The 18579-nt window shown below is 61.0% G+C and carries 15 protein-coding genes; 14 read left to right on the top strand and 1 reads right to left on the bottom strand.

Going from position 1 to position 18579, the window contains the following annotated elements; all coding sequences use genetic code 11:
- Positions 1–134: 134 nt before the first annotated feature.
- From AO240_RS27705 to AO240_RS27690, 4 genes are all read left to right on the top strand, one after another.
- Positions 135–2585: a glycogen/starch/alpha-glucan phosphorylase gene (locus AO240_RS27705; RefSeq protein WP_099240951.1), complete on the top strand. Its 2451-nt coding sequence runs from the start codon at positions 135–137 to the stop codon at positions 2583–2585.
- Between the two features lie 226 nt (positions 2586–2811).
- Positions 2812–3822 carry a class 1 fructose-bisphosphatase gene (locus tag AO240_RS27700; RefSeq protein WP_099240949.1) on the top strand — a complete coding sequence of 337 codons (1011 nt, stop codon included), beginning with the start codon at positions 2812–2814 and terminating at the stop codon, positions 3820–3822.
- Positions 3823–4007: 185 nt separating this feature from the next.
- Positions 4008–4262: a hypothetical protein gene (locus tag AO240_RS27695; RefSeq protein ID WP_058413157.1), complete on the top strand. Its 255-nt coding sequence runs from the start codon at positions 4008–4010 to the stop codon at positions 4260–4262.
- A 30-nt stretch (positions 4263–4292) separates the two neighbouring features.
- Positions 4293–4862 carry a lipocalin family protein gene (locus AO240_RS27690; protein ID WP_099240947.1) on the top strand — a complete coding sequence of 190 codons (570 nt, stop codon included), beginning with the start codon at positions 4293–4295 and terminating at the stop codon, positions 4860–4862.
- A gap of 68 nt (positions 4863–4930) precedes the next feature.
- Here the strand turns inward: AO240_RS27690 and AO240_RS27685 are convergent, their stop codons facing one another.
- Positions 4931–6295 carry a formimidoylglutamate deiminase gene (locus AO240_RS27685; protein ID WP_099240945.1) on the bottom strand — a complete coding sequence of 455 codons (1365 nt, stop codon included), beginning with the start codon at positions 6293–6295 and terminating at the stop codon, positions 4931–4933.
- A gap of 147 nt (positions 6296–6442) precedes the next feature.
- Between AO240_RS27685 and hutC the strand changes: the two genes are divergently transcribed.
- The 10 genes from hutC (at position 6443) to hutI (ending at position 18568) form a co-directional block, all read left to right on the top strand.
- Positions 6443–7153, top strand: a complete 711-nt coding sequence (gene hutC / locus AO240_RS27680) for a histidine utilization repressor (protein WP_173668614.1) — start codon at positions 6443–6445, stop codon at positions 7151–7153.
- Positions 7150–7710, top strand: a complete 561-nt coding sequence (locus AO240_RS27675; protein WP_099240943.1) for a HutD family protein — start codon at positions 7150–7152, stop codon at positions 7708–7710. Before hutC ends, AO240_RS27675 begins: the two co-directional genes overlap by 4 nt.
- A 473-nt stretch (positions 7711–8183) precedes the next feature.
- A complete protein-coding gene (gene hutU, locus AO240_RS27670; protein WP_099240941.1) occupies positions 8184–9866 on the top strand; it encodes a urocanate hydratase in 1683 nt (560 codons plus the stop codon).
- A gap of 43 nt (positions 9867–9909) precedes the next feature.
- Positions 9910–11379, top strand: coding sequence for a cytosine permease (locus AO240_RS27665; protein WP_099240939.1), 1470 nt, complete (start codon positions 9910–9912; stop codon positions 11377–11379).
- A gap of 69 nt (positions 11380–11448) precedes the next feature.
- A complete protein-coding gene (locus AO240_RS27660; RefSeq protein WP_099240937.1) occupies positions 11449–12414 on the top strand; it encodes an ABC transporter substrate-binding protein in 966 nt (321 codons plus the stop codon).
- Between the two features lie 71 nt (positions 12415–12485).
- Positions 12486–13337 carry a proline/glycine betaine ABC transporter permease gene (locus AO240_RS27655; protein WP_099240935.1) on the top strand — a complete coding sequence of 284 codons (852 nt, stop codon included), beginning with the start codon at positions 12486–12488 and terminating at the stop codon, positions 13335–13337.
- A complete protein-coding gene (locus AO240_RS27650) occupies positions 13334–14158 on the top strand; it encodes a glycine betaine/L-proline ABC transporter ATP-binding protein (protein ID WP_099240933.1) in 825 nt (274 codons plus the stop codon). Before AO240_RS27655 ends, AO240_RS27650 begins: the two co-directional genes overlap by 4 nt.
- Before the next feature lie 95 nt (positions 14159–14253).
- On the top strand, positions 14254–15762 hold the full coding sequence (gene hutH / locus AO240_RS27645; RefSeq protein WP_099240931.1) for a histidine ammonia-lyase: 1509 nt from the start codon (positions 14254–14256) through the stop codon (positions 15760–15762).
- Between the two features lie 19 nt (positions 15763–15781).
- Positions 15782–17320, top strand: a complete 1539-nt coding sequence (gene hutH / locus AO240_RS27640; protein WP_099240929.1) for a histidine ammonia-lyase — start codon at positions 15782–15784, stop codon at positions 17318–17320.
- Positions 17321–17362: 42 nt separating this feature from the next.
- A complete protein-coding gene (gene hutI, locus AO240_RS27635; RefSeq protein ID WP_099240927.1) occupies positions 17363–18568 on the top strand; it encodes an imidazolonepropionase in 1206 nt (401 codons plus the stop codon).
- Positions 18569–18579: the final 11 nt, after the last annotated feature.

Raw genomic sequence — 18579 nt, 5'->3', positions numbered from 1 at the left:
CCGATCAGGCACGACCCCTGCATCAAATCCCTGCAACGGTGAATGAGTTAAAAAACTGCCGAACCAGAGCCCCTGCCGTCTGTCAGACCGACTAGGCTTTAGCAACTCTTTCAATCTCGCCCGAGGTCGCATCGATGTCTCAGGAACCGCTAGCACGAGAAGCAGAGGTAGCCGCATTTCGCGATGCTGTCTTGACCAAACTCACTTACGCGGTGGGTAAAGACCCCGACCACGCCTTCGACCACGACTGGTTCGAAGCCATTGCACTGGCCGCCCGCGACCAGATGGTCGACCACTGGATGGACCACACACGGCGGATCTATCGCAAAGGCCAGAAGCGGGTTTACTACCTTTCCCTGGAATTTCTGATTGGCCGTTTGCTCTACGACAGCCTGAGCAACCTCGGTGTGCTGGAGATCGCTCGCGAAGCGCTGTCCGAGCTGGGTGTCGACCTGGAGCGCATCCGCCTGCTGGAGCCCGACGCGGCGCTCGGCAACGGTGGCCTGGGCCGTTTGGCGGCGTGTTTTATGGAAAGCATGTCGACCTTGGGCATTGCTGGCCACGGTTATGGCATTCGCTATGAGCACGGCCTGTTCCGCCAGGCGATTGTTGATGGCTGGCAGCAGGAACAAACCGAACGCTGGCTGGATTTCGGCAACCCGTGGGAATTTGAACGGGCCGAAGTGATTTACCCGATCGGTTTTGGCGGCAGCGTCGAAACCCTGCCGGACGCCTCCGGCAAGATGATTCAGGTGTGGAGCCCGAACGAAACCGTACGCGCAGTGGCCTACGACACCCCGGTAGTCGGCTGGCGCGGTGCCAGCGTCAACACCCTGCGCCTGTGGCGTGCACGCGCCGTGGAAGACCTGCACCTTGAGCGCTTCAACGCCGGTGACCACTTGGGCGCCGTCGCCGAAGTGGCCCGTGCAGAAAGCATCTCGCGCGTGCTGTACCCGGCCGACAGCACCGAGGCGGGGCAGGAACTGCGCCTGCGCCAGGAATACTTCTTCGTCTCTGCCTCACTCCAGGACTTGCTGCGCCGCCACAAGAACATGCACGGCTCGGTGCTGAGCCTGGGCGAACACGCCGCGATCCAGCTTAACGACACGCACCCCTCGATTGCCGTGGCCGAGTTGATGCGTCAACTGGTCGACCTGCACGATATTCCGTGGGAAGCCGCGTGGGATGTGACCGTCGAGACGCTTTCGTACACCAACCACACGCTGCTGCCCGAGGCGCTGGAAACCTGGCCGGTCGGCTTGATGGAACGCATGCTGCCGCGGCACATGCAGATCATCTACCTGATCAACGCACAGCACATCGATTCGCTGCGCGCCAAGGGCGTTCACGATTTCGACGTACTGCGCGCCGTGTCGCTGATCGAAGAAGACAACGGCCGCCGCGTGCGCATGGGCAACCTGGCGTTCCTCGGCTCGCACAGCGTGAATGGCGTATCGGGTTTGCACACCCAGTTAATGCGCAACACGGTGTTCTCCGAACTGCACAAGCTCTACCCGGATCGCATCAACAACAAAACCAACGGCATTACCTTCCGCCGCTGGCTGTACCAGGCCAACCCGAAGCTGACGTCGATGCTGGTCGAAGCGCTGGGGCCGGATATTCTCGACACCATGGAAACCCGCCTGACGGAGTTGGAAACCTTCGCCGAGAAGCAAACCTTCCGCAAGGCCTTCGCTGATCAGCGCCTGCACAGCAAGCGCGCACTGGCCGAGATCATCCACGAGCGCCTAGGTATTTCGGTCAACCCGGCGGCGATGTTCGATGTGCAGGTCAAGCGCATTCACGAATACAAACGTCAGTTGCTCAACCTACTGCACACCGTGGCGCTCTACCAGGCGATTCGTGCCGAGCCGGGCACCGATTGGGTGCCCCGCGTGAAGATCTTCGCGGGCAAGGCTGCCGCGAGTTATCACCAGGCCAAGTTGATCATCAAGTTGACCAACGACATCGCGCGCACCGTCAATAACGACCCGACCGTGCGTGGTTTGCTCAAAGTGGTGTTCCTGCCGAACTACAACGTCAGCCTGGCGGAAAGCATTATTCCGGCAGCGGACCTGTCGGAGCAGATCTCTACCGCCGGCTTTGAAGCCTCGGGCACCAGCAACATGAAGTTCGGCCTCAACGGCGCGCTGACCATCGGCACCATGGACGGCGCCAACGTGGAGATGCACGAGCGCGTAGGCGCCGATCATATGTTCATCTTCGGCCTCAGCGCGCAGCAAGTCGAAGCCCGCAAGCACGCCGGTGAGTTCAACGCCGGGCCGGACATCGCAGCTTCGCATCGTTTGAACGATGTGCTGCAAGCGATCCGGGGCGGCGTGTTCTCGCCGGATGACCCGGGCCGTTATGTCGGCTTGATCGACGGGTTGATCGACTACGACCGCTTCCTGGTGTGTGCCGACTTCGATGCCTACTGGGACGCCCAGGCGCGCGTCGAGGCGCATTGGCATGACTCCAAGGCATGGTGGCGTTCGGCTGTGCTGAATACCGCGCGCATGGGCTGGTTCTCGTCCGACCGCACCATCCGCGAGTACGCAACGGAGATCTGGAAAGCCCTCGACTAAACCCAGCGGCAGTAATTGTGGGAGGGGGCTTGCTCCCGATGACGGTCCGCCAGTTAACCAATAAGTCGACTGACACACCGCCATCGGGAGCAAGCCCCCTCCCACATTGTTTAGGCGCAAGCCATGAACTCTATTGGCGTTAATTCCTCTGATTAGAGGAAATAACCCTCGACTCGCGCTAAACTGCGCGGGTTTTCAAGCCCCCCATTGTCGTCCGGAGCCTTCCATGTCCCGCGTTACCCTGAGTCGCTATTTGATCGAGCAGACCCGCAGCAACAACACGCCTGCCGATCTGCGCTTCCTTATCGAAGTGGTGGCGCGTGCTTGCAAGGAAATCAGCCACGCCGTATCCAAAGGCGCGCTGGGCGGTGTCCTGGGCAGCATGGGCACTGAGAACGTGCAAGGCGAAGTGCAGAAAAAACTCGACGTGATCTCTAACGAGATCCTGCTCGAAGCCAACGAATGGGGCGGTCACCTGGCCGGCATGGCGTCCGAAGAAATGGACAATGCCTACCAGATCCCGGGCAAGTACCCGAAAGGCGCCTACCTGTTGGTGTTCGACCCACTGGACGGCTCGTCCAACATCGACATCAACGCACCGGTCGGCACGATCTTCTCGGTACTGCGTTGCCCGAACGAATACCTGAGCCAGAACGAAGCCCTCAACGAAAACGCCTTTTTGCAGCCAGGCACCGAGCAAGTGGCCGCCGGTTACGCGATCTACGGCCCGCAAACCATGCTGGTGCTGACCCTGGGCGATGGCGTCAAAGGTTTCACCCTGGACCGCGAAATGGGCAGCTTCGTGCTGACCCACGAAGACATCACCATTCCTGCCTCCACGCAGGAATTTGCGATCAACATGTCCAACCAGCGCCACTGGGAAGAACCGGTGAAGCGCTACGTGAACGAGTTGATGGAAGGCGAAGAAGGCCCGTTGAAGAAGAACTTCAACATGCGCTGGGTGGCCGCGATGGTCGCCGACGTGCATCGCATCCTCACCCGTGGCGGCCTGTTCATGTACCCACGTGACAGCCGTGAGCCTGCCAAGCCGGGCAAACTGCGCCTGATGTACGAAGCCAACCCGATGTCGTTCCTGGTTGAGCAGGCGGGCGGTGCGTCCACCGACGGCCACCAGCGCATCCTCGACATCCAGCCTGAAGGCCTGCACCAGCGCGTAGCGGTGTTCCTGGGCTCGAAGGAAGAAGTTGAGCGTGTGACCGGTTACCACAAAAAGTAAGTGCGGTGAGGGAGCTTGCTCCCTCGCTACGTTCAAGACGTGAGGTTTTGAACGGCAACAAGCCCCGAAACGTTTCAGCGTTTGCGGGGCTTTTTTGTTTTCGCGCACCGGGAACCAGACCCCGCTTTTCCCTTCTAAGCTTCTGGCAGATACCCCAGCTGCGTTGTCCCTCCAGGAGTTTTTCCATGTCGTTACGCCGTCTCGCCCTGCTGACTTTTTGCGTGCTTTTGGCCGCTTGCAGCAAGGTTAACCAAGAAAATTACGCGAAGTTGTCGGCGGGCATGGCCAAGGCTGAGGTGGAGTCGTTGCTGGGCACGCCAACCGATTGTTCCGGCGCGCTGGGCATGTCCAGCTGCACATGGGGCGATAAAGAAAGCTTTATCAGCGTTCAATATGCCGGTGACAAGGTTCTGATGTTTTCCGGGCAAGGCCTGAAGTAAACCGGGGCGCGAGCCTGCGGGAGAAGAAGAATGATGCGTTTTGTTTTATGCCTTTGTGCCAGCCTGTTTTTGGCAGGCTGCGCCAGTCATTCTGGCGATGATCTGCAACCCAAAACAGCCAGCAACGTCAATCTCAAGCGTTACCAGGGCACCTGGTATGAATTGGCGAGGTTGCCGATGTACTTCCAGCGCAACTGCGCGCAGTCCGAAGCCCGCTACACCTTGCTGCCTGATGGCGATATGTCGGTGTTTAACCGCTGCCTCACCAGCGAGTGGAAGTGGGAAGAAGCCAAGGGCACGGCCACGCCGCAAGTGCCTGGCAAGACCGACAAGCTCTGGGTCGAATTCAATAACTGGTTCACCGCGCTGCTGCCCGGCGTTGCCAAGGGCGATTATTGGGTGCTGTACGTCAGCGATGACTACAAAACCGCCATCGTCGGCAGCCCGAGCCGACGCTACATGTGGATCTTGTCGCGCACCCCGACGGTGAGTACCGACACCCGCGAAGACCTGCTGAGCAGGGCGCGCCAACAAGGGTATGACACCACGCGACTGATCTGGCGTACCTCGGACAAACAGATGGCCAAAACCTCGCAGTAATCCGAGAAGGCCATTGATCTAATGTGGGAGCTGGCAAGCCGGCTCCCACATTTGTCAGGTGTCGTCTGTTAGCCGAGCAGGTCTCTCAACACTTGCGTGAATGCACGGCTGCTCTCTTCCTCGCCGGCATGATGCCCATCGCGCACCACCCACTTGCCGTTCACCAGTACGTCACGCACTTGCCGATCGCCACCGGCAAACAGCCAGCGATTGAGAATGGCGTCTTCAGTCGCGGTCGCCAGGTACGGGTCGTTGCCGTCAAGTACCAACCAGTCCGCGCGCTTGCCCACTTCCAGCCGGCCAATTGGCTGGCCCAGCGCCTGCGCGCCGCCTTCCAGTGCAGCATCGAACAGCGTGCGCCCGACCATCGGCTGATCACTGCGATACACGCGATTACGCCGCTGATCGCGCAGGCGTTGGCCATATTCGAGCCAGCGCAATTCTTCCACCACGCTCAGCGACACATGGCTGTCGGAGCCAATGCCCATGCGCCCGCCTTGGGCAAGAAAATCCACCGCCGGGAAAATTCCGTCGCCCAGGTTGGCCTCAGTGGTCAGGCACAAGCCGGCAATCGCGCGGCTGTTGGCCATGCGCGTAACCTCATCCGCATCGGCGTGAGTGGCGTGCACCAGGCACCAGCGCTCATCGACTTCAACGTTGTCATACAGCCATTGCAGCGGGCGTTTGCCGCTCCAGGCCAGGCAGTCGTCGACTTCTTTTTGCTGCTCGGCGATATGAATATGCACCGGGCAAGCCTTGTCGCTGGCGGCCAGTACTTCATGGATTTGCTGCGGCGTGACCGCGCGCAGCGAGTGAAAACACAGGCCTGATTGCTGCGCCGGTTGTGCGGCCAGAATCGGTTTCAGGCGCGCTTGCAGGTCCAGGTAAGCCTCGGTGCTGTTGATAAAGCGTCGCTGGCCTTCGTTCGGCGCCTGGCCACCAAAGCCTGCGTGGGTGTACAGCACTGGCAGCAGTGTCAGGCCAATCCCGCTGCTCGCCGCCGCCTGGCTGATCTGCCGCGACAGCTCGGCGCGGTCGGCATACGGTTGGCCGCCAGCGTCGTGGTGCACGTAGTGAAACTCAGCCACGGAGGTGTAACCGGCCTTGAGCATTTCGATGTAAAGCTGCCGCGCGATGATCTGCAATTGGTCCGGGCTGATCTTGCCGACCATGCGGTACATCAAATCGCGCCAGGTCCAAAAACTGTCATTCGGGTTGCCGGCCACTTCTGCCAAACCGGCCATGGCACGCTGGAATGCATGCGAATGCAGGTTGGGCATACCCGCCAACACCGGGCCTCTCAGCCGTTCGGCGCGGTCTGCACTGGCATTCGGCTCAACGTGTGTCAGCAGGCCATCGGCGCTGACTTCAAAGCGTACATCGTTGGCCCATCCACTAGGCAGCAGCGCGCGTTCGGCAAAGAAAGCGGACATGATCAAGGCACCCCGGTCGTGTGTTTATTTGTATATACATATACAGACGTTTGCCTGCTCGGTAAACTCCGGCAATCTATGCATCTTTTCCCCCTGCAAGGATTCCCTGTGCCGACTCCGCCTGCCAAGTCTTCGCTGGCTGCCCACATGGACGAAAGTCCGGCGCCCTTGTATGCCCGCGTCAAACAGATGATCAGTCAGCAGATCCTCAACGGCAACTGGCCGCCGCATTACCGCGTACCGTCAGAGAGCGAACTGGTCAGCCAGTTGGGCTTCAGCCGCATGACCATCAACCGCGCGCTGCGTGAACTCACCGCCGAAGGGTTGCTGGTGCGCATGCAAGGCGTCGGCACTTTCGTCGCCGAGCCCAAGAGCCAATCGGCACTGTTTGAAGTGCACAACATTGCCGATGAGATTGCCTCCCGCGGTCATCGGCACACCTGCCAAGTCATCACCCTGGGCGAAGAGGCCGCCGGTTCCGAGCGCGCCGTCGCCTTGGAAATGCGCGAAGGCGGGCGGGTGTTCCACTCGCTGATCGTGCATTTTGAAAACGATATTCCGGTGCAAATCGAAGACCGGTTCGTCAATGCACTGGTCGCGCCGGAATACCTGCAACAGGATTTCACCCAGCAAACCCCCTACGCGTATTTGAACCAGGTGGCGCCGCTGACCGAAGGCGAGCACGTGGTTGAAGCGATCCTCGCCGATGCCGCCGAGTGCAAGCTGTTGCAGATCGAGCCCAGCGAGCCGTGCCTGTTGATTCGCAGGCGCACCTGGTCGGGTCGCCAGCCGGTGACCGCCGCGCGTTTGATCCACCCCGGTTCCCGTCATAGCCTGGAAGGACGTTTCAGTAAATGAGTGAAGTGAAAGTCTGGCGCGCCGCCGATTACATTCGCATGCCGTGGAAAAACGGCGGCGGCAGCACCGAAGAAATCACGCGTGACGCAGGCACCGGCCTGGAGGGTTTTGGTTGGCGCCTGTCGATTGCCGACATTGCCGAGTCAGGCGGCTTTTCGACCTTCGAAGGTTATCAGCGCGTGATCACCGTGATCAAAGGCGCCGGCATGGTGCTGACAGTGGACGGCGAGGAGCAGCGCGGTTTGTTAACGCTGCAGCCGTTTGCGTTCAAGGGTGAGAGCCAAGTGTCATGCCGCTTGATCACCGGGCCGATCCGCGACTTCAACCTGATTTATTCGCCTGAGCGCTACCATGCGCGCCTGCAGTGGATTGACGGCGTGCAGCGGTTTTTCAGCACCGCGCAGACGGTGTTGGTGTTCAGCGTGGCGGATGAGGTGAAAGTGCTCGACCAAAAGCTCGGCCATCACGACTGCCTGCAAGTGGACGGTAACACTGGCCTGCTGGATCTCGCCGTCACCGGCCGCTGCTGCCTGATCGAACTGACCGCACGCGGTTAAAATGCTGCAAGCTCTGCAAGCTCTGCAAGCTCTGCAAGCTCTGCAAGCTCTGCAAACTGTGGAAACTGTGGAAACCTGTGGGAGGGGGCTTGCTCCCGATGGCGGTGTGTCAGTGCCAGATGTACTGGCTGACACACCCCTATCGGGAGCAAGCCCCCTCCCACAGTTGATCTCCATTGCTTTCACACATCATTTTCAGCTGTGCACCAATTTGTTACCGAATGCCCCAGCGTGGCGCAAACGCTCGCTGTCGTGACAACTCGCCTGCGCTGCAAACCTCCCCCAAAACAAATTTAATCCCGCCCCGAAGCCTTAATTTTCAAGGCTTTTGCACGCCCCGCAAAAAAATCCCTACAGCTCACTCAGAAAGTTGGCCGCCCGATTGCATATGCTTGTATGTACAAGTAAAGGTGTGTGCGTAAGACTCCCTTTCGCACCCTCCATGTTCGCGCATCGTGCCGAGGAGTCCAGCTGTGACCGATTTTTCCGCTAAGCCTACTAAATACCGTGACGTCGAAATCCGCGCAGCCCGCGGTAACAAGCTCACCGCCAAAAGCTGGCTGACTGAAGCACCGCTGCGCATGCTGATGAATAACCTTGACCCGCAAGTGGCCGAGAACCCGAAAGAACTGGTGGTGTACGGCGGTATCGGCCGTGCAGCGCGTAACTGGGAGTGCTACGACCAAATCGTCGAGAGCCTCACCCACCTGAATGACGACGAAACCCTGCTGGTGCAATCCGGCAAGCCGGTCGGTGTGTTCAAGACACACAGCAACGCGCCGCGCGTATTGATCGCCAACTCCAACCTGGTGCCGCACTGGGCCAGTTGGGAACACTTCAACGAACTGGATGCCAAGGGCCTGGCCATGTACGGCCAGATGACCGCCGGCAGCTGGATCTACATCGGCAGCCAGGGCATCGTCCAGGGCACCTATGAAACCTTCGTCGAAGCCGGGCGCCAGCACTACGATTCGAACCTCAAGGGCCGTTGGGTACTCACCGCCGGGCTCGGCGGCATGGGCGGCGCGCAGCCGTTGGCCGCTACCTTGGCGGGCGCCTGCTCGCTGAACATTGAATGCCAGCAAGTCAGCATCGATTTCCGCCTGGCCAGTCGTTATGTCGACGAGCAAGCCACCGACCTCGACGACGCCTTGGCGCGCATCGCCAAATACACCCAAGAAGGCAAGGCCATCTCCATCGCCCTGCTGGGCAACGCGGCTGAAATTTTGCCGGAACTGGTCAAGCGCGGCGTGCGCCCCGACATGGTCACCGACCAGACCAGCGCCCACGACCCGCTCAACGGTTACCTGCCGGCTGGCTGGACGTGGGACGAATACCGCGCCCGCGCCAAGACCGAACCGGCAGCCGTGATCAAGGCCGCCAAACAGTCGATGGCCGTACACGTAAAAGCGATGCTCGAGTTCCAAAAGCAGGGCATTCCGACCTTCGACTACGGCAACAACATTCGCCAGATGGCGCAAGAAGAAGGCGTCGAAAACGCCTTCGACTTCCCCGGTTTTGTGCCGGCGTACATCCGCCCGCTGTTTTGCCGTGGCATCGGCCCGTTCCGCTGGGCTGCACTCTCGGGCGACCCGCAGGACATTTACAAAACCGACGCCAAAGTTAAAGAGCTGATCCCCGACGACGCCCACCTGCATAACTGGCTGGACATGGCCCGCGAGCGCATCAGCTTCCAGGGCTTGCCGGCGCGTATCTGCTGGGTTGGCCTCGGCCAGCGCGCCAAGTTGGGCCTGGCGTTCAACGAGATGGTCCGCAGCGGCGAGTTGTCGGCGCCGGTCGTCATCGGCCGTGACCACCTCGACTCCGGCTCGGTTGCAAGCCCCAACCGCGAAACCGAATCCATGCAAGACGGCTCCGACGCCGTGTCCGACTGGCCACTGCTTAACGCCTTGCTCAACACCGCCAGCGGCGCGACCTGGGTTTCGCTGCACCACGGCGGCGGCGTGGGCATGGGCTTCTCCCAGCATTCGGGCATGGTGATTGTGTGCGACGGCACCGATGAGGCGGCCGAGCGTATTGCCCGCGTGCTGCACAACGACCCGGCCACCGGCGTGATGCGTCACGCAGACGCCGGTTACCAGATCGCCATCGACTGCGCCAAAGAGCAGGGCTTGAACCTGCCGATGATCAAGTAAGCCAGCGCCACCCAGAAAACAATCCATCAGAGGTTGAACACACATGGCTGCAAATGACGCGCGTGCAAGCACCACCCCGTTGATCGAGCGGCGTTCGATCGACTACATCCCACAAGCGGAACGCCACGGCCGTCTATTCAGCCAGTTCACCCTGTGGCTGGGTGCCAACCTGCAGATCACCGCCATCGTCACCGGGGCGTTGGCCGTGGTGTTGGGCGGTGATGTGTTCTGGTCGTTGATCGGCCTGCTGATCGGTCAATTGCTCGGCGGCGGCGTCATGGCGTTGCACGCAGCGCAAGGGCCAAAGCTCGGGCTGCCGCAGATGATTTCCAGCCGCGTGCAGTTCGGCGTGTATGGCGCGGCCATCCCGATCGTGCTGGTGTGTTTGATGTACCTGGGGTTCACCGCAACCGGCACGGTGCTTTCCGGCCAGGCGCTGGGCCAGTTGTTTGGCGTCAGCGACAGCGTTGGCATCCTGATCTTCGCCAGTGTCATCGTGCTGGTCACGGTGCTCGGCTACCGCGTGATCCATTTCATCGGGCGTGTCGCCAGCGTCATTGGTGTGATCGCCTTTGTTTACCTGTTCAGTCGGCTGATCAGCCAGACCGACGTGGGCGCACTCCTGCAGATCCGCCACTTCAGTTGGAGCAGTTTTTTGCTCGCAGTGTCGCTCGCGGCCTCCTGGCAAATCGCTTTCGGCCCTTACGTGGCCGACTATTCACGCTACTTGCCGAGCAACACGTCGTCGCTGAAAACCTTTCTGGCGGCTGGCGCGGGCTCGGTGATTGGCGCACAGGTGGCGATGATCCTCGGCGTGTTTGCCGCCGCCATGTCCAACGGGCAGTTCGCCGGTCACGAAGTGGCCTACATCGTCGGGTTGGGCGGCACCGGTGCGACGGCTGCGTTGCTGTACTTCAGCATCGCGTTCGGCAAAGTGACTATCTCCACGCTCAATTCCTACGGCAGCTTCATGTGCATTGCGACCATCATCAGTGGCTTTCGCGGGCGCCTGGAGGTGACGCGCTTGCAGCGGCTGGTGTTCGTGCTGGTGATCGTTGGTGCTGCAACCTTGATCGCCTTGCTCGGCCAGCACTCGTTCCTCGGTGCATTCAAGTCCTTCATCTTGTTCCTGCTGGCGTTTTTTACGCCATGGAGTGCGATCAACCTGGTGGACTACTACTGCATCACCCGCGACCGTTATGACGTACCGGCGCTGGCCGATCCGACCGGTCGCTACGGCCGCTGGAACCCGCTCGGTATCAGCGTTTACGTGTTTGGTGTGCTGGTGCAATTGCCGTTCATCTCCACCAAGTTCTACACCGGCCCGCTGGTGGCCGCGCTGGGTGATGTGGATATTTCCTGGATCATCGGTCTGGTGCTGCCCGCCGCCCTTTATTACCTGTGTGCGAAAAAATGGCACGGCGCAGTCCCCGACCACCTGATTCTGCCGGTAGAGCAGGGCGGCACACGCATAACTACCCCTAAAAATAACGGGCTGGCTGCACAAGCCTGATGGGACGTGGACAGGGCAGGACGCCTACTGACTGCCGTAATCCATTTCAAGATTGGGAGCGTCACAACAATGAAAATGACTAAGACCCTGCTGGCTACAGTGCTCTCTGCGAGCGTGTTGGCGAGTGCTGGCGCGCAGGCGGCCGGCTGGTGCGAATCCGGTAAACCGGTGAAATTCGCAGGCCTGAACTGGGAAAGCGGCATGTTGCTCACCGACATCCTGCAAACCGTCCTCGAAAAAGGCTACGACTGCAAAACCGACAGCCTGCCGGGCAATTCCATCACCATGGAAAACGCCCTGAGCAGCAATGACATTCAGGTGTTCGCCGAAGAATGGGTCGGTCGCAGCGAAGTCTGGAACAAGGCCGAAAAGGCCGGCAAAGTCGTCGGCGTGGGTGCGCCGATTGTGGGCGCCATTGAGGGTTGGTACGTGCCGCGTTACGTGATCGAAGGCGATGCCAAACGCAAACTCGAAGCCAAGGCGCCGGGCCTGAAAAGCATCGCCGACCTGGCCAAATATGCCGCCGTATTCAAGGACCAGGAAGAACCGTCCAAGGGCCGTTTCTACAACTGCCCGGCCGGCTGGACCTGTGAGCTGGACAACAGCGAAATGCTCAAAAGCTATGGCCTCGAAAGCACCTACACTAACTTCCGCCCAGGCACCGGCCCGGCGCTGGATGCGGCAGTACTGTCGAGCTACAAGCGCGGCGAGCCGATTCTGTTCTATTACTGGTCGCCAACCCCGCTGATGGGCCAGGTCGACCTGGTCAAGCTGGAAGAAAAACCCGGCGTGGATAAAAGCGTGAGCATCAAGGTTGGCCTGTCGAAAGCCTTCCACGAGCAAGCGCCTGAACTGGTCGCCGTGCTGGAAAAGGTCAACCTGCCCATCGACCTGCTGAACCAGAACTTGGGCCGCATGGCCAAGGAACGAATTGAGTCGCCGAAACTGGCGAAAATTTTCCTCAAGGAACATCCTGAAGTCTGGCACGCCTGGGTAAGTGAAGACGCAGCCAAAAAAATCGACGCGGCCTTGTAGGTTGAGTGCGCCCGCACGCCTCAACCGGCGAGCGGGCGCCCAGCCACAACCCACTGGATCGAGAGCACGCTATGTTTCCTGAGAGTTTTACGTTTTCCATCGCCGACTGGGTCAACGGTTGGGTCGACTCACTGGTCACCAATTACGGTGATGTGTTCCGGCACATTTCCGACACCCTGCTATGGGCCATCGTCAACCTGGAAGGTGTGTTGCGCGCGGCGCCCTGGTGGCTGATGTTGGCCATCGTCGGCGGCATTGCCTGGCACGCCACCCGCAAGGTGCTGACCACGGCGGTGATTGTCGGTTTGCTGTTCCTGGTGGGCGCGGTTGGCCTGTGGGACAAGCTGATGCAAACCCTGGCGCTGATGATGGTCGCCACGGTGATCTCGGTGCTGATCGGTATTCCGCTGGGCATTTTGTCGGCGCGCAGCAATCGCCTGCGTTCGGTGTTGATGCCACTGCTCGACATCATGCAAACCATGCCTAGCTTTGTGTACCTGATTCCGGTGTTGATGCTGTTCGGCCTGGGCAAGGTGCCGGCGATTTTCGCCACGGTGATCTACGCCGCGCCGCCGCTGATCCGCCTGACCGATTTGGGCATTCGACAAGTCGATGGCGAGGTCATGGAAGCCATCAACGCGTTCGGTGCCAACCGTTGGCAGCAACTGTTCGGCGTGCAACTGCCGCTGGCATTGCCAAGCATCATGGCCGGTATCAACCAGACCACCATGATGGCGCTGTCGATGGTGGTGATCGCCTCGATGATCGGCGCGCGTGGCTTGGGTGAAGATGTACTGGTGGGCATCCAGACCCTCAACGTCGGCCGAGGCCTGGAAGCCGGGCTGGCGATCGTGATTCTTGCAGTGGTCATCGACCGCATTACCCAGGCCTATGGTCGTCCACGGCATGAGGCGAGCAAATGACTACTGTCAGCAAAATTGAAGTTAAAAACGTCTTCAAGATTTTCGGTAACCGCTCCAAAGAAGCCCTGGCGCTGATTGGTCAGGGCAAGAGCAAAGACCAAGTGCTGGCCGAAACCGGTTGCGTGGTGGGCGTGAACGACTTGTCGCTGAGCATCGCTACCGGCGAAATTTTTGTGATCATGGGCCTGTCGGGCTCGGGCAAGTCCACGCTGGTGCGCCACTTCAACCGCCTGATCGACCCTACGAGTGGCGCGATCCTGGTGGACGGCGAAGACATCCTGCAACTCGACATGGAAGCCCTGCGCCAATTTCGTCGGCACAAGATCAGCATGGTGTTCCAGAGCTTTGGCCTGTTGCCGCACAAGAGCGTACTCGACAACGTTGCCTACGGCCTCAAAGTGCGCGGTGAAACCAAGCAGGTCTGCGCCGAACGCGCCCTGCACTGGGTCGAAACCGTGGGCCTGAAGGGCTACGAAAACAAATACCCGCATCAGTTGTCCGGCGGCATGCGCCAACGTGTCGGCCTGGCCCGCGCGCTGGCGGCCGACACCGACATCATCCTGATGGACGAAGCCTTCAGCGCCCTCGACCCGCTGATCCGCGCCGAGATGCAGGACCAGTTGCTGGAGCTGCAAAAGACCCTGCACAAAACCATCGTGTTCATCACCCACGACCTCGACGAGGCTGTGCGCATCGGCAACCGCATTGCGATCCTCAAGGACGGCAAGCTGATCCAGGTCGGCACGCCGCGCGAGATTCTGCATTCGCCGGCGGATGAGTATGTGGACCGTTTTGTTCAGCGGCGCGCGGCGGTGGTCTGATCCGAAAGGTGTGGTGCGGCTGCTGGCCCTTTCGCGAGCAAGCCCGCTCCCACATTTGGAATGGGAACGATCAAAGCATTGAAGAAGGTACAAACATGTCCCAGGCAGCAAAAGTGATCATCGCAGACGCTGCGATGCGTTGGCAGGACGTGGTCGCCGTGGCCCGCCACGGCGCCGCGCTCGAGCTTTCGGAGCAGGCCTGGGCGCGCATCGACAACGCCCAAGCCATCGTGCAGCGCATCGTCGCCAGCGGCGAACGTGCGTATGGCATCAACACCGGGCTGGGCGCGCTGTGCAATGTGTCGCTTAAGGACGAGCAACTCAGCCAGTTGTCGCGCAACACGTTGCTGAGCCATGCCTGTGGCGTCGGCCCGGCGCTCAGCGAAGAGCAAACCCGCGCGATTATTTGCGCCGCAATCATCAATTACAGCCACGGCAAATCCGGCCTGCACCCGCAGGTGGTGCAGGCGTTGCTCGCGCTGCTCAACCACGGCATCACGCCGCAGGTGCCGTCGCAGGGTTCGGTGGGTTATTTGACCCACATGGCCCACGTGGGCGTGGCCTTGCTCGGTGTTGGCACGGTGAGCTATCGCGGCCAAATCGTCAGCGCACAACACGCCCTGAACACCGAGGGTTTGCAGCCGGTGGTGCTCGGCGCCAAAGACGGCCTGTGCCTGGTCAACGGCACGCCGTGCATGACCGGCCTGAGCTGTCTGGCCCTGGCGGACGCGCAGCATTTGCTGCAATGGGCCGACGTGATTGGTGCCATGAGTTTTGAAGCGCAGCGCGGGCAGATCGACGCGTTTGACGAAGAAATCATCGCCCTCAAACGCCATCCAGGCATGCAGCTCGTCGGCGTCAACTTGCGTGCCTTGCTCGACGGCAGTGAGGTGATCGCCAGCAGCAAAGGCCTGCGCACCCAGGACGCCTTGAGCATTCGCTCGATCCCGCAGATTCACGGCGCGGCGCGTGACCAAATACAACACGCGACTCGCCAGGTCGAGACCGAACTCAACAGCGCCACCGACAACCCGCTGGTACTCGGCACGCCGGGCAACTACCGCGTGGTTTCACAGGCCAACCCGCACGGGCAGTCTGTGGCGCTGGCCGCCGACCTTATGGCCATCGCCATGGCCGAAATCGGCTCGGTGGCCGAACGCCGCCTCGACCGCCTGATCAACCCGCACGTCAGCGGCTTGCCGGCCTTTTTGGTCAGCGACCCCGGGGTTAACTCCGGGATGATGATCGTGCAGTACGTCGCCGCGTCCTTGTGTGGGCAAAACCGCCAGTTGGCGCAACCGGCGGTGCTCGACAACTTCGTCACCTCGGGCCTGCAGGAAGACCACCTGAGCATGGGCACCAACGCTGCGCTCAAACTGCATCAGCTGTTGGCCAACGTCACCCAAATTCTTGCCATCGAGTACTTGCTGGCGGCCCAGGCGTTCGAGTTTCTCAAGGGCCAGCGTTTCGGCGCTGGCACCGACAAGGCTTGGCGTCTGTTGCGTGAGGTCGTACCGGCTTACGCGCAAGACCGCTGGCTGGCGCCGGATATTGCGAGCGCCGCCAAGCTGCTCAAAGACACCGCTTTACCCCATTTGCGTTGAACAATAATTTTCAAGGAGCATGAATGTGACTGCGCTAAACCTGATTCCAGGCCAACTGAGCCTTGCCCAACTGCGGGCCATCTACCAGCAGCCGGTAACCCTCAGCCTGGATGACAGCGCCACGGCGCAGATCGACGCCAGCGTGGCCTGCGTGGAGCAGATACTCGCCGAGAACCGCACCGCCTACGGCATTAATACCGGTTTCGGCCTGCTGGCCTCGACCCGCATTGCCAGTGCAGACCTGCAAAACCTCCAGCGTTCCCTGGTGCTGTCGCATGCGGCCGGTGTTGGCGAGCCGATCAGCGACGCGCTGGTGCGGCTGGTCATGGTGCTCAAGGTCAACAGCCTGAGCCGTGGGTTCTCGGGGATTCGTCGGCAGGTCATCGACGCGCTGATCGCGTTGATCAATGCCGAGGTGTACCCGCACATTCCGCTGAAAGGTTCGGTCGGCGCCTCCGGCGATTTGGCGCCACTGGCGCACATGTCGCTGGTGCTGCTGGGCGAAGGCAAAGCGCGCTACAAGGGCGAATGGCTGGAGGCGACCGAGGCGCTGAAAGTCGCCGGCCTGACGCCGCTGACCCTTGCCGCCAAAGAAGGCCTGGCGCTGCTCAACGGCACCCAGGTGTCTACCGCGTATGCATTGCGCGGCCTGTTTGAAGGTGAAGACTTATTCGCCGGCGCACTCGCCTGTGGTGCCCTGACCGTCGAGGCTGTGCTGGGCTCGCGCTCGCCTTTCGACGCGCGTATTCATGCAGCGCGTGGCCAGCGTGGGCAGATCGACTCGGCGGCGGCGTATCGCGCGCTGCTGGGTGAAAGCAGCCAGGTGTCGCAGTCGCACCAGAACTGCGACAAGGTGCAAGACCCGTACTCGCTGCGTTGCCAGCCGCAAGTCATGGGCGCCTGCCTGACCCAGTTCCGCCAGGCCGCCGACGTGCTGGTGGTGGAAGCCAACGCCGTGTCGGATAACCCGCTGGTGTTTGCCGCCGAAGGTGACGTGATTTCCGGCGGCAACTTCCACGCTGAGCCGGTGGCCATGGCCGCCGATAACATGGCGCTGGCCATCGCCGAAATCGGTTCGCTGAGTGAGCGGCGTATCTCGCTGATGATGGACAAGCACATGTCGCAACTGCCGCCGTTTCTGGTCGGCAATGGCGGCGTGAACTCCGGTTTCATGATCGCCCAAGTCACCGCTGCGGCGCTTGCCAGCGAAAACAAAGCACTGGCGCATCCGCACAGCGTCGACAGCCTGCCAACTTCGGCTAACCAGGAAGACCACGTGTCGATGGCGCCCGCTGCGGGCAAACGTCTGTGGGAAATGGCCGAGAACACCCGTGGTGTGTTGGCGGTGGAATGGCTGGCGGCATGCCAGGGCCTGGACCTGCGCAACGGTTTGAAAACCTCGCCAACGCTGGAAAAAGCCCGCGAAATTCTGCGCGACAAAGTCGCGTTCTACGACAAGGACCGGTTCTTCGCCCCCGACATCATCGCCGCCACTGAGCTGCTCGCCAGCCGCTGCCTGAATGAACTGGTGCCTGCGCAACTGCTGCCGAGCCTCTGAGCGCGCAAGGCTTTGTCTCATCGATAATTCAGGGAGGCGTTGATGAAAACGCTCTGGCAACACTGCCACATCGCAACCATGGCCGACGGCAAGTATTCGATCATCGAAGACGCCGCGCTGGTCACGCACGGTTCGCTGATCGCATGGATCGGCCCGCGCAGCGAGCTGCCGGCCGCCGATTATGCCCAGGTGCATGACCTGCACGGCGCGTGGGTCACCCCCGGGCTGATCGACTGCCATACGCACACGGTGTTCGGCGGCAATCGCAGCGGCGAATTCGAGCAGCGCCTTGAAGGCGCAAGCTACGCCGACATCGCCGCCCAGGGTGGCGGCATTGCCAGCACCGTACGCGCCACCCGCGCTGCCAGCGAAGATCAGCTGTTTGACAGCGCCCACAAACGCTTGCGCAGTTTGCTGCGTGACGGCGTGACCACGGTGGAGATTAAATCCGGCTATGGCCTCGACCTTGCCAGCGAGCGCAAGCTGCTGCGGGTGATTCGTCGCCTCGGCGAAGCGCTGCCGGTCAGCGTGCGTGCCACCTGCCTTGCGGCTCACGCGTTACCGCCGGAGTACAAGGATCGCGCGGACGACTACATCGATCACATCTGCGACGAGATGCTGCCGGCACTCGCCGCAGAAGGGCTGGTGGACGCGGTGGACGCTTTTTGCGAATACCTGGCGTTTTCCCCGGCGCAGGTGGAACGCGTGTTTAAAGTCGCCCGGCAACTTGGCCTGCCGGTGAAGTTGCACGCCGAGCAACTGTCGTCGCTGCACGGGTCCAGCCTGGCCGCGCGTTACCACGCGTTGTCCGCCGACCATTTGGAATTCATGACCGAAGCAGACGCCATCGCCATGGCGGCGTCCGGCACCGTCGCCGTGCTGCTGCCCGGAGCGTTTTATTTCCTGCGCGAAACCCAGTTGCCGCCGATGGACGCCCTGCGCAAACACGGCGTGAAAATCGCCATTGCCAGCGACCTTAACCCCGGCACCTCGCCGGCGTTGTCGGTGCGGTTGATGCTGAACATGGCCTGCACGCTGTTTCGCATGACCCCGGAAGAGGCGTTGGCCGGTGCCACGCAACACGCCGCCAGCGCGTTGGGCATGGGCGACACGCATGGTTCGCTGGAAGTCGACAAAGTCGCCGATTTTGTCGCCTGGCAAATTGATCGCCCCGCTGACCTGGCCTACTGGCTGGGTGGCGAGTTGGATAAACGCGTGGTGCGCCACGGCGTCGACGTGACGGTTTAAGGAGGAGTGCT

The sequence above is a fragment of the Pseudomonas sp. ICMP 460 genome, assembly GCF_002723595.1.
Taxonomy (GTDB): domain Bacteria; phylum Pseudomonadota; class Gammaproteobacteria; order Pseudomonadales; family Pseudomonadaceae; genus Aquipseudomonas; species Aquipseudomonas kitaguniensis.
The sequence above is the reverse complement of the archived record's forward strand: the minus strand, read 5'-3'. Positions and strand labels throughout refer to the sequence as shown.

Bases quoted from the DNA above. Each gene is read 5' to 3' on its own strand.
- hutH (WP_099240931.1), top strand. From the start codon at position 14,254: ATGTCCCAGGCAGCAAAAGTGATCATCGCAGACGCTGCGATGCGTTGG.
- AO240_RS27695 (WP_058413157.1), top strand. From the start codon at position 4,008: ATGTCGTTACGCCGTCTCGCCCTGCTGACTTTTTGCGTGCTTTTGGCC.
- AO240_RS27705 (WP_099240951.1), top strand. From the start codon at position 135: ATGTCTCAGGAACCGCTAGCACGAGAAGCAGAGGTAGCCGCATTTCGC.
- hutH (WP_099240929.1), top strand. From the start codon at position 15,782: ATGAATGTGACTGCGCTAAACCTGATTCCAGGCCAACTGAGCCTTGCC.
- AO240_RS27655 (WP_099240935.1), top strand. From the start codon at position 12,486: ATGTTTCCTGAGAGTTTTACGTTTTCCATCGCCGACTGGGTCAACGGT.
- AO240_RS27650 (WP_099240933.1), top strand. From the start codon at position 13,334: ATGACTACTGTCAGCAAAATTGAAGTTAAAAACGTCTTCAAGATTTTC.
- hutC (WP_173668614.1), top strand. From the start codon at position 6,443: ATGGACGAAAGTCCGGCGCCCTTGTATGCCCGCGTCAAACAGATGATC.
- AO240_RS27690 (WP_099240947.1), top strand. From the start codon at position 4,293: ATGATGCGTTTTGTTTTATGCCTTTGTGCCAGCCTGTTTTTGGCAGGC.
- AO240_RS27665 (WP_099240939.1), top strand. From the start codon at position 9,910: ATGGCTGCAAATGACGCGCGTGCAAGCACCACCCCGTTGATCGAGCGG.
- AO240_RS27660 (WP_099240937.1), top strand. From the start codon at position 11,449: ATGAAAATGACTAAGACCCTGCTGGCTACAGTGCTCTCTGCGAGCGTG.
- hutI (WP_099240927.1), top strand. From the start codon at position 17,363: ATGAAAACGCTCTGGCAACACTGCCACATCGCAACCATGGCCGACGGC.
- AO240_RS27700 (WP_099240949.1), top strand. From the start codon at position 2,812: ATGTCCCGCGTTACCCTGAGTCGCTATTTGATCGAGCAGACCCGCAGC.
- AO240_RS27675 (WP_099240943.1), top strand. From the start codon at position 7,150: ATGAGTGAAGTGAAAGTCTGGCGCGCCGCCGATTACATTCGCATGCCG.
- AO240_RS27685 (WP_099240945.1), bottom strand. From the start codon at position 6,295: ATGTCCGCTTTCTTTGCCGAACGCGCGCTGCTGCCTAGTGGATGGGCC.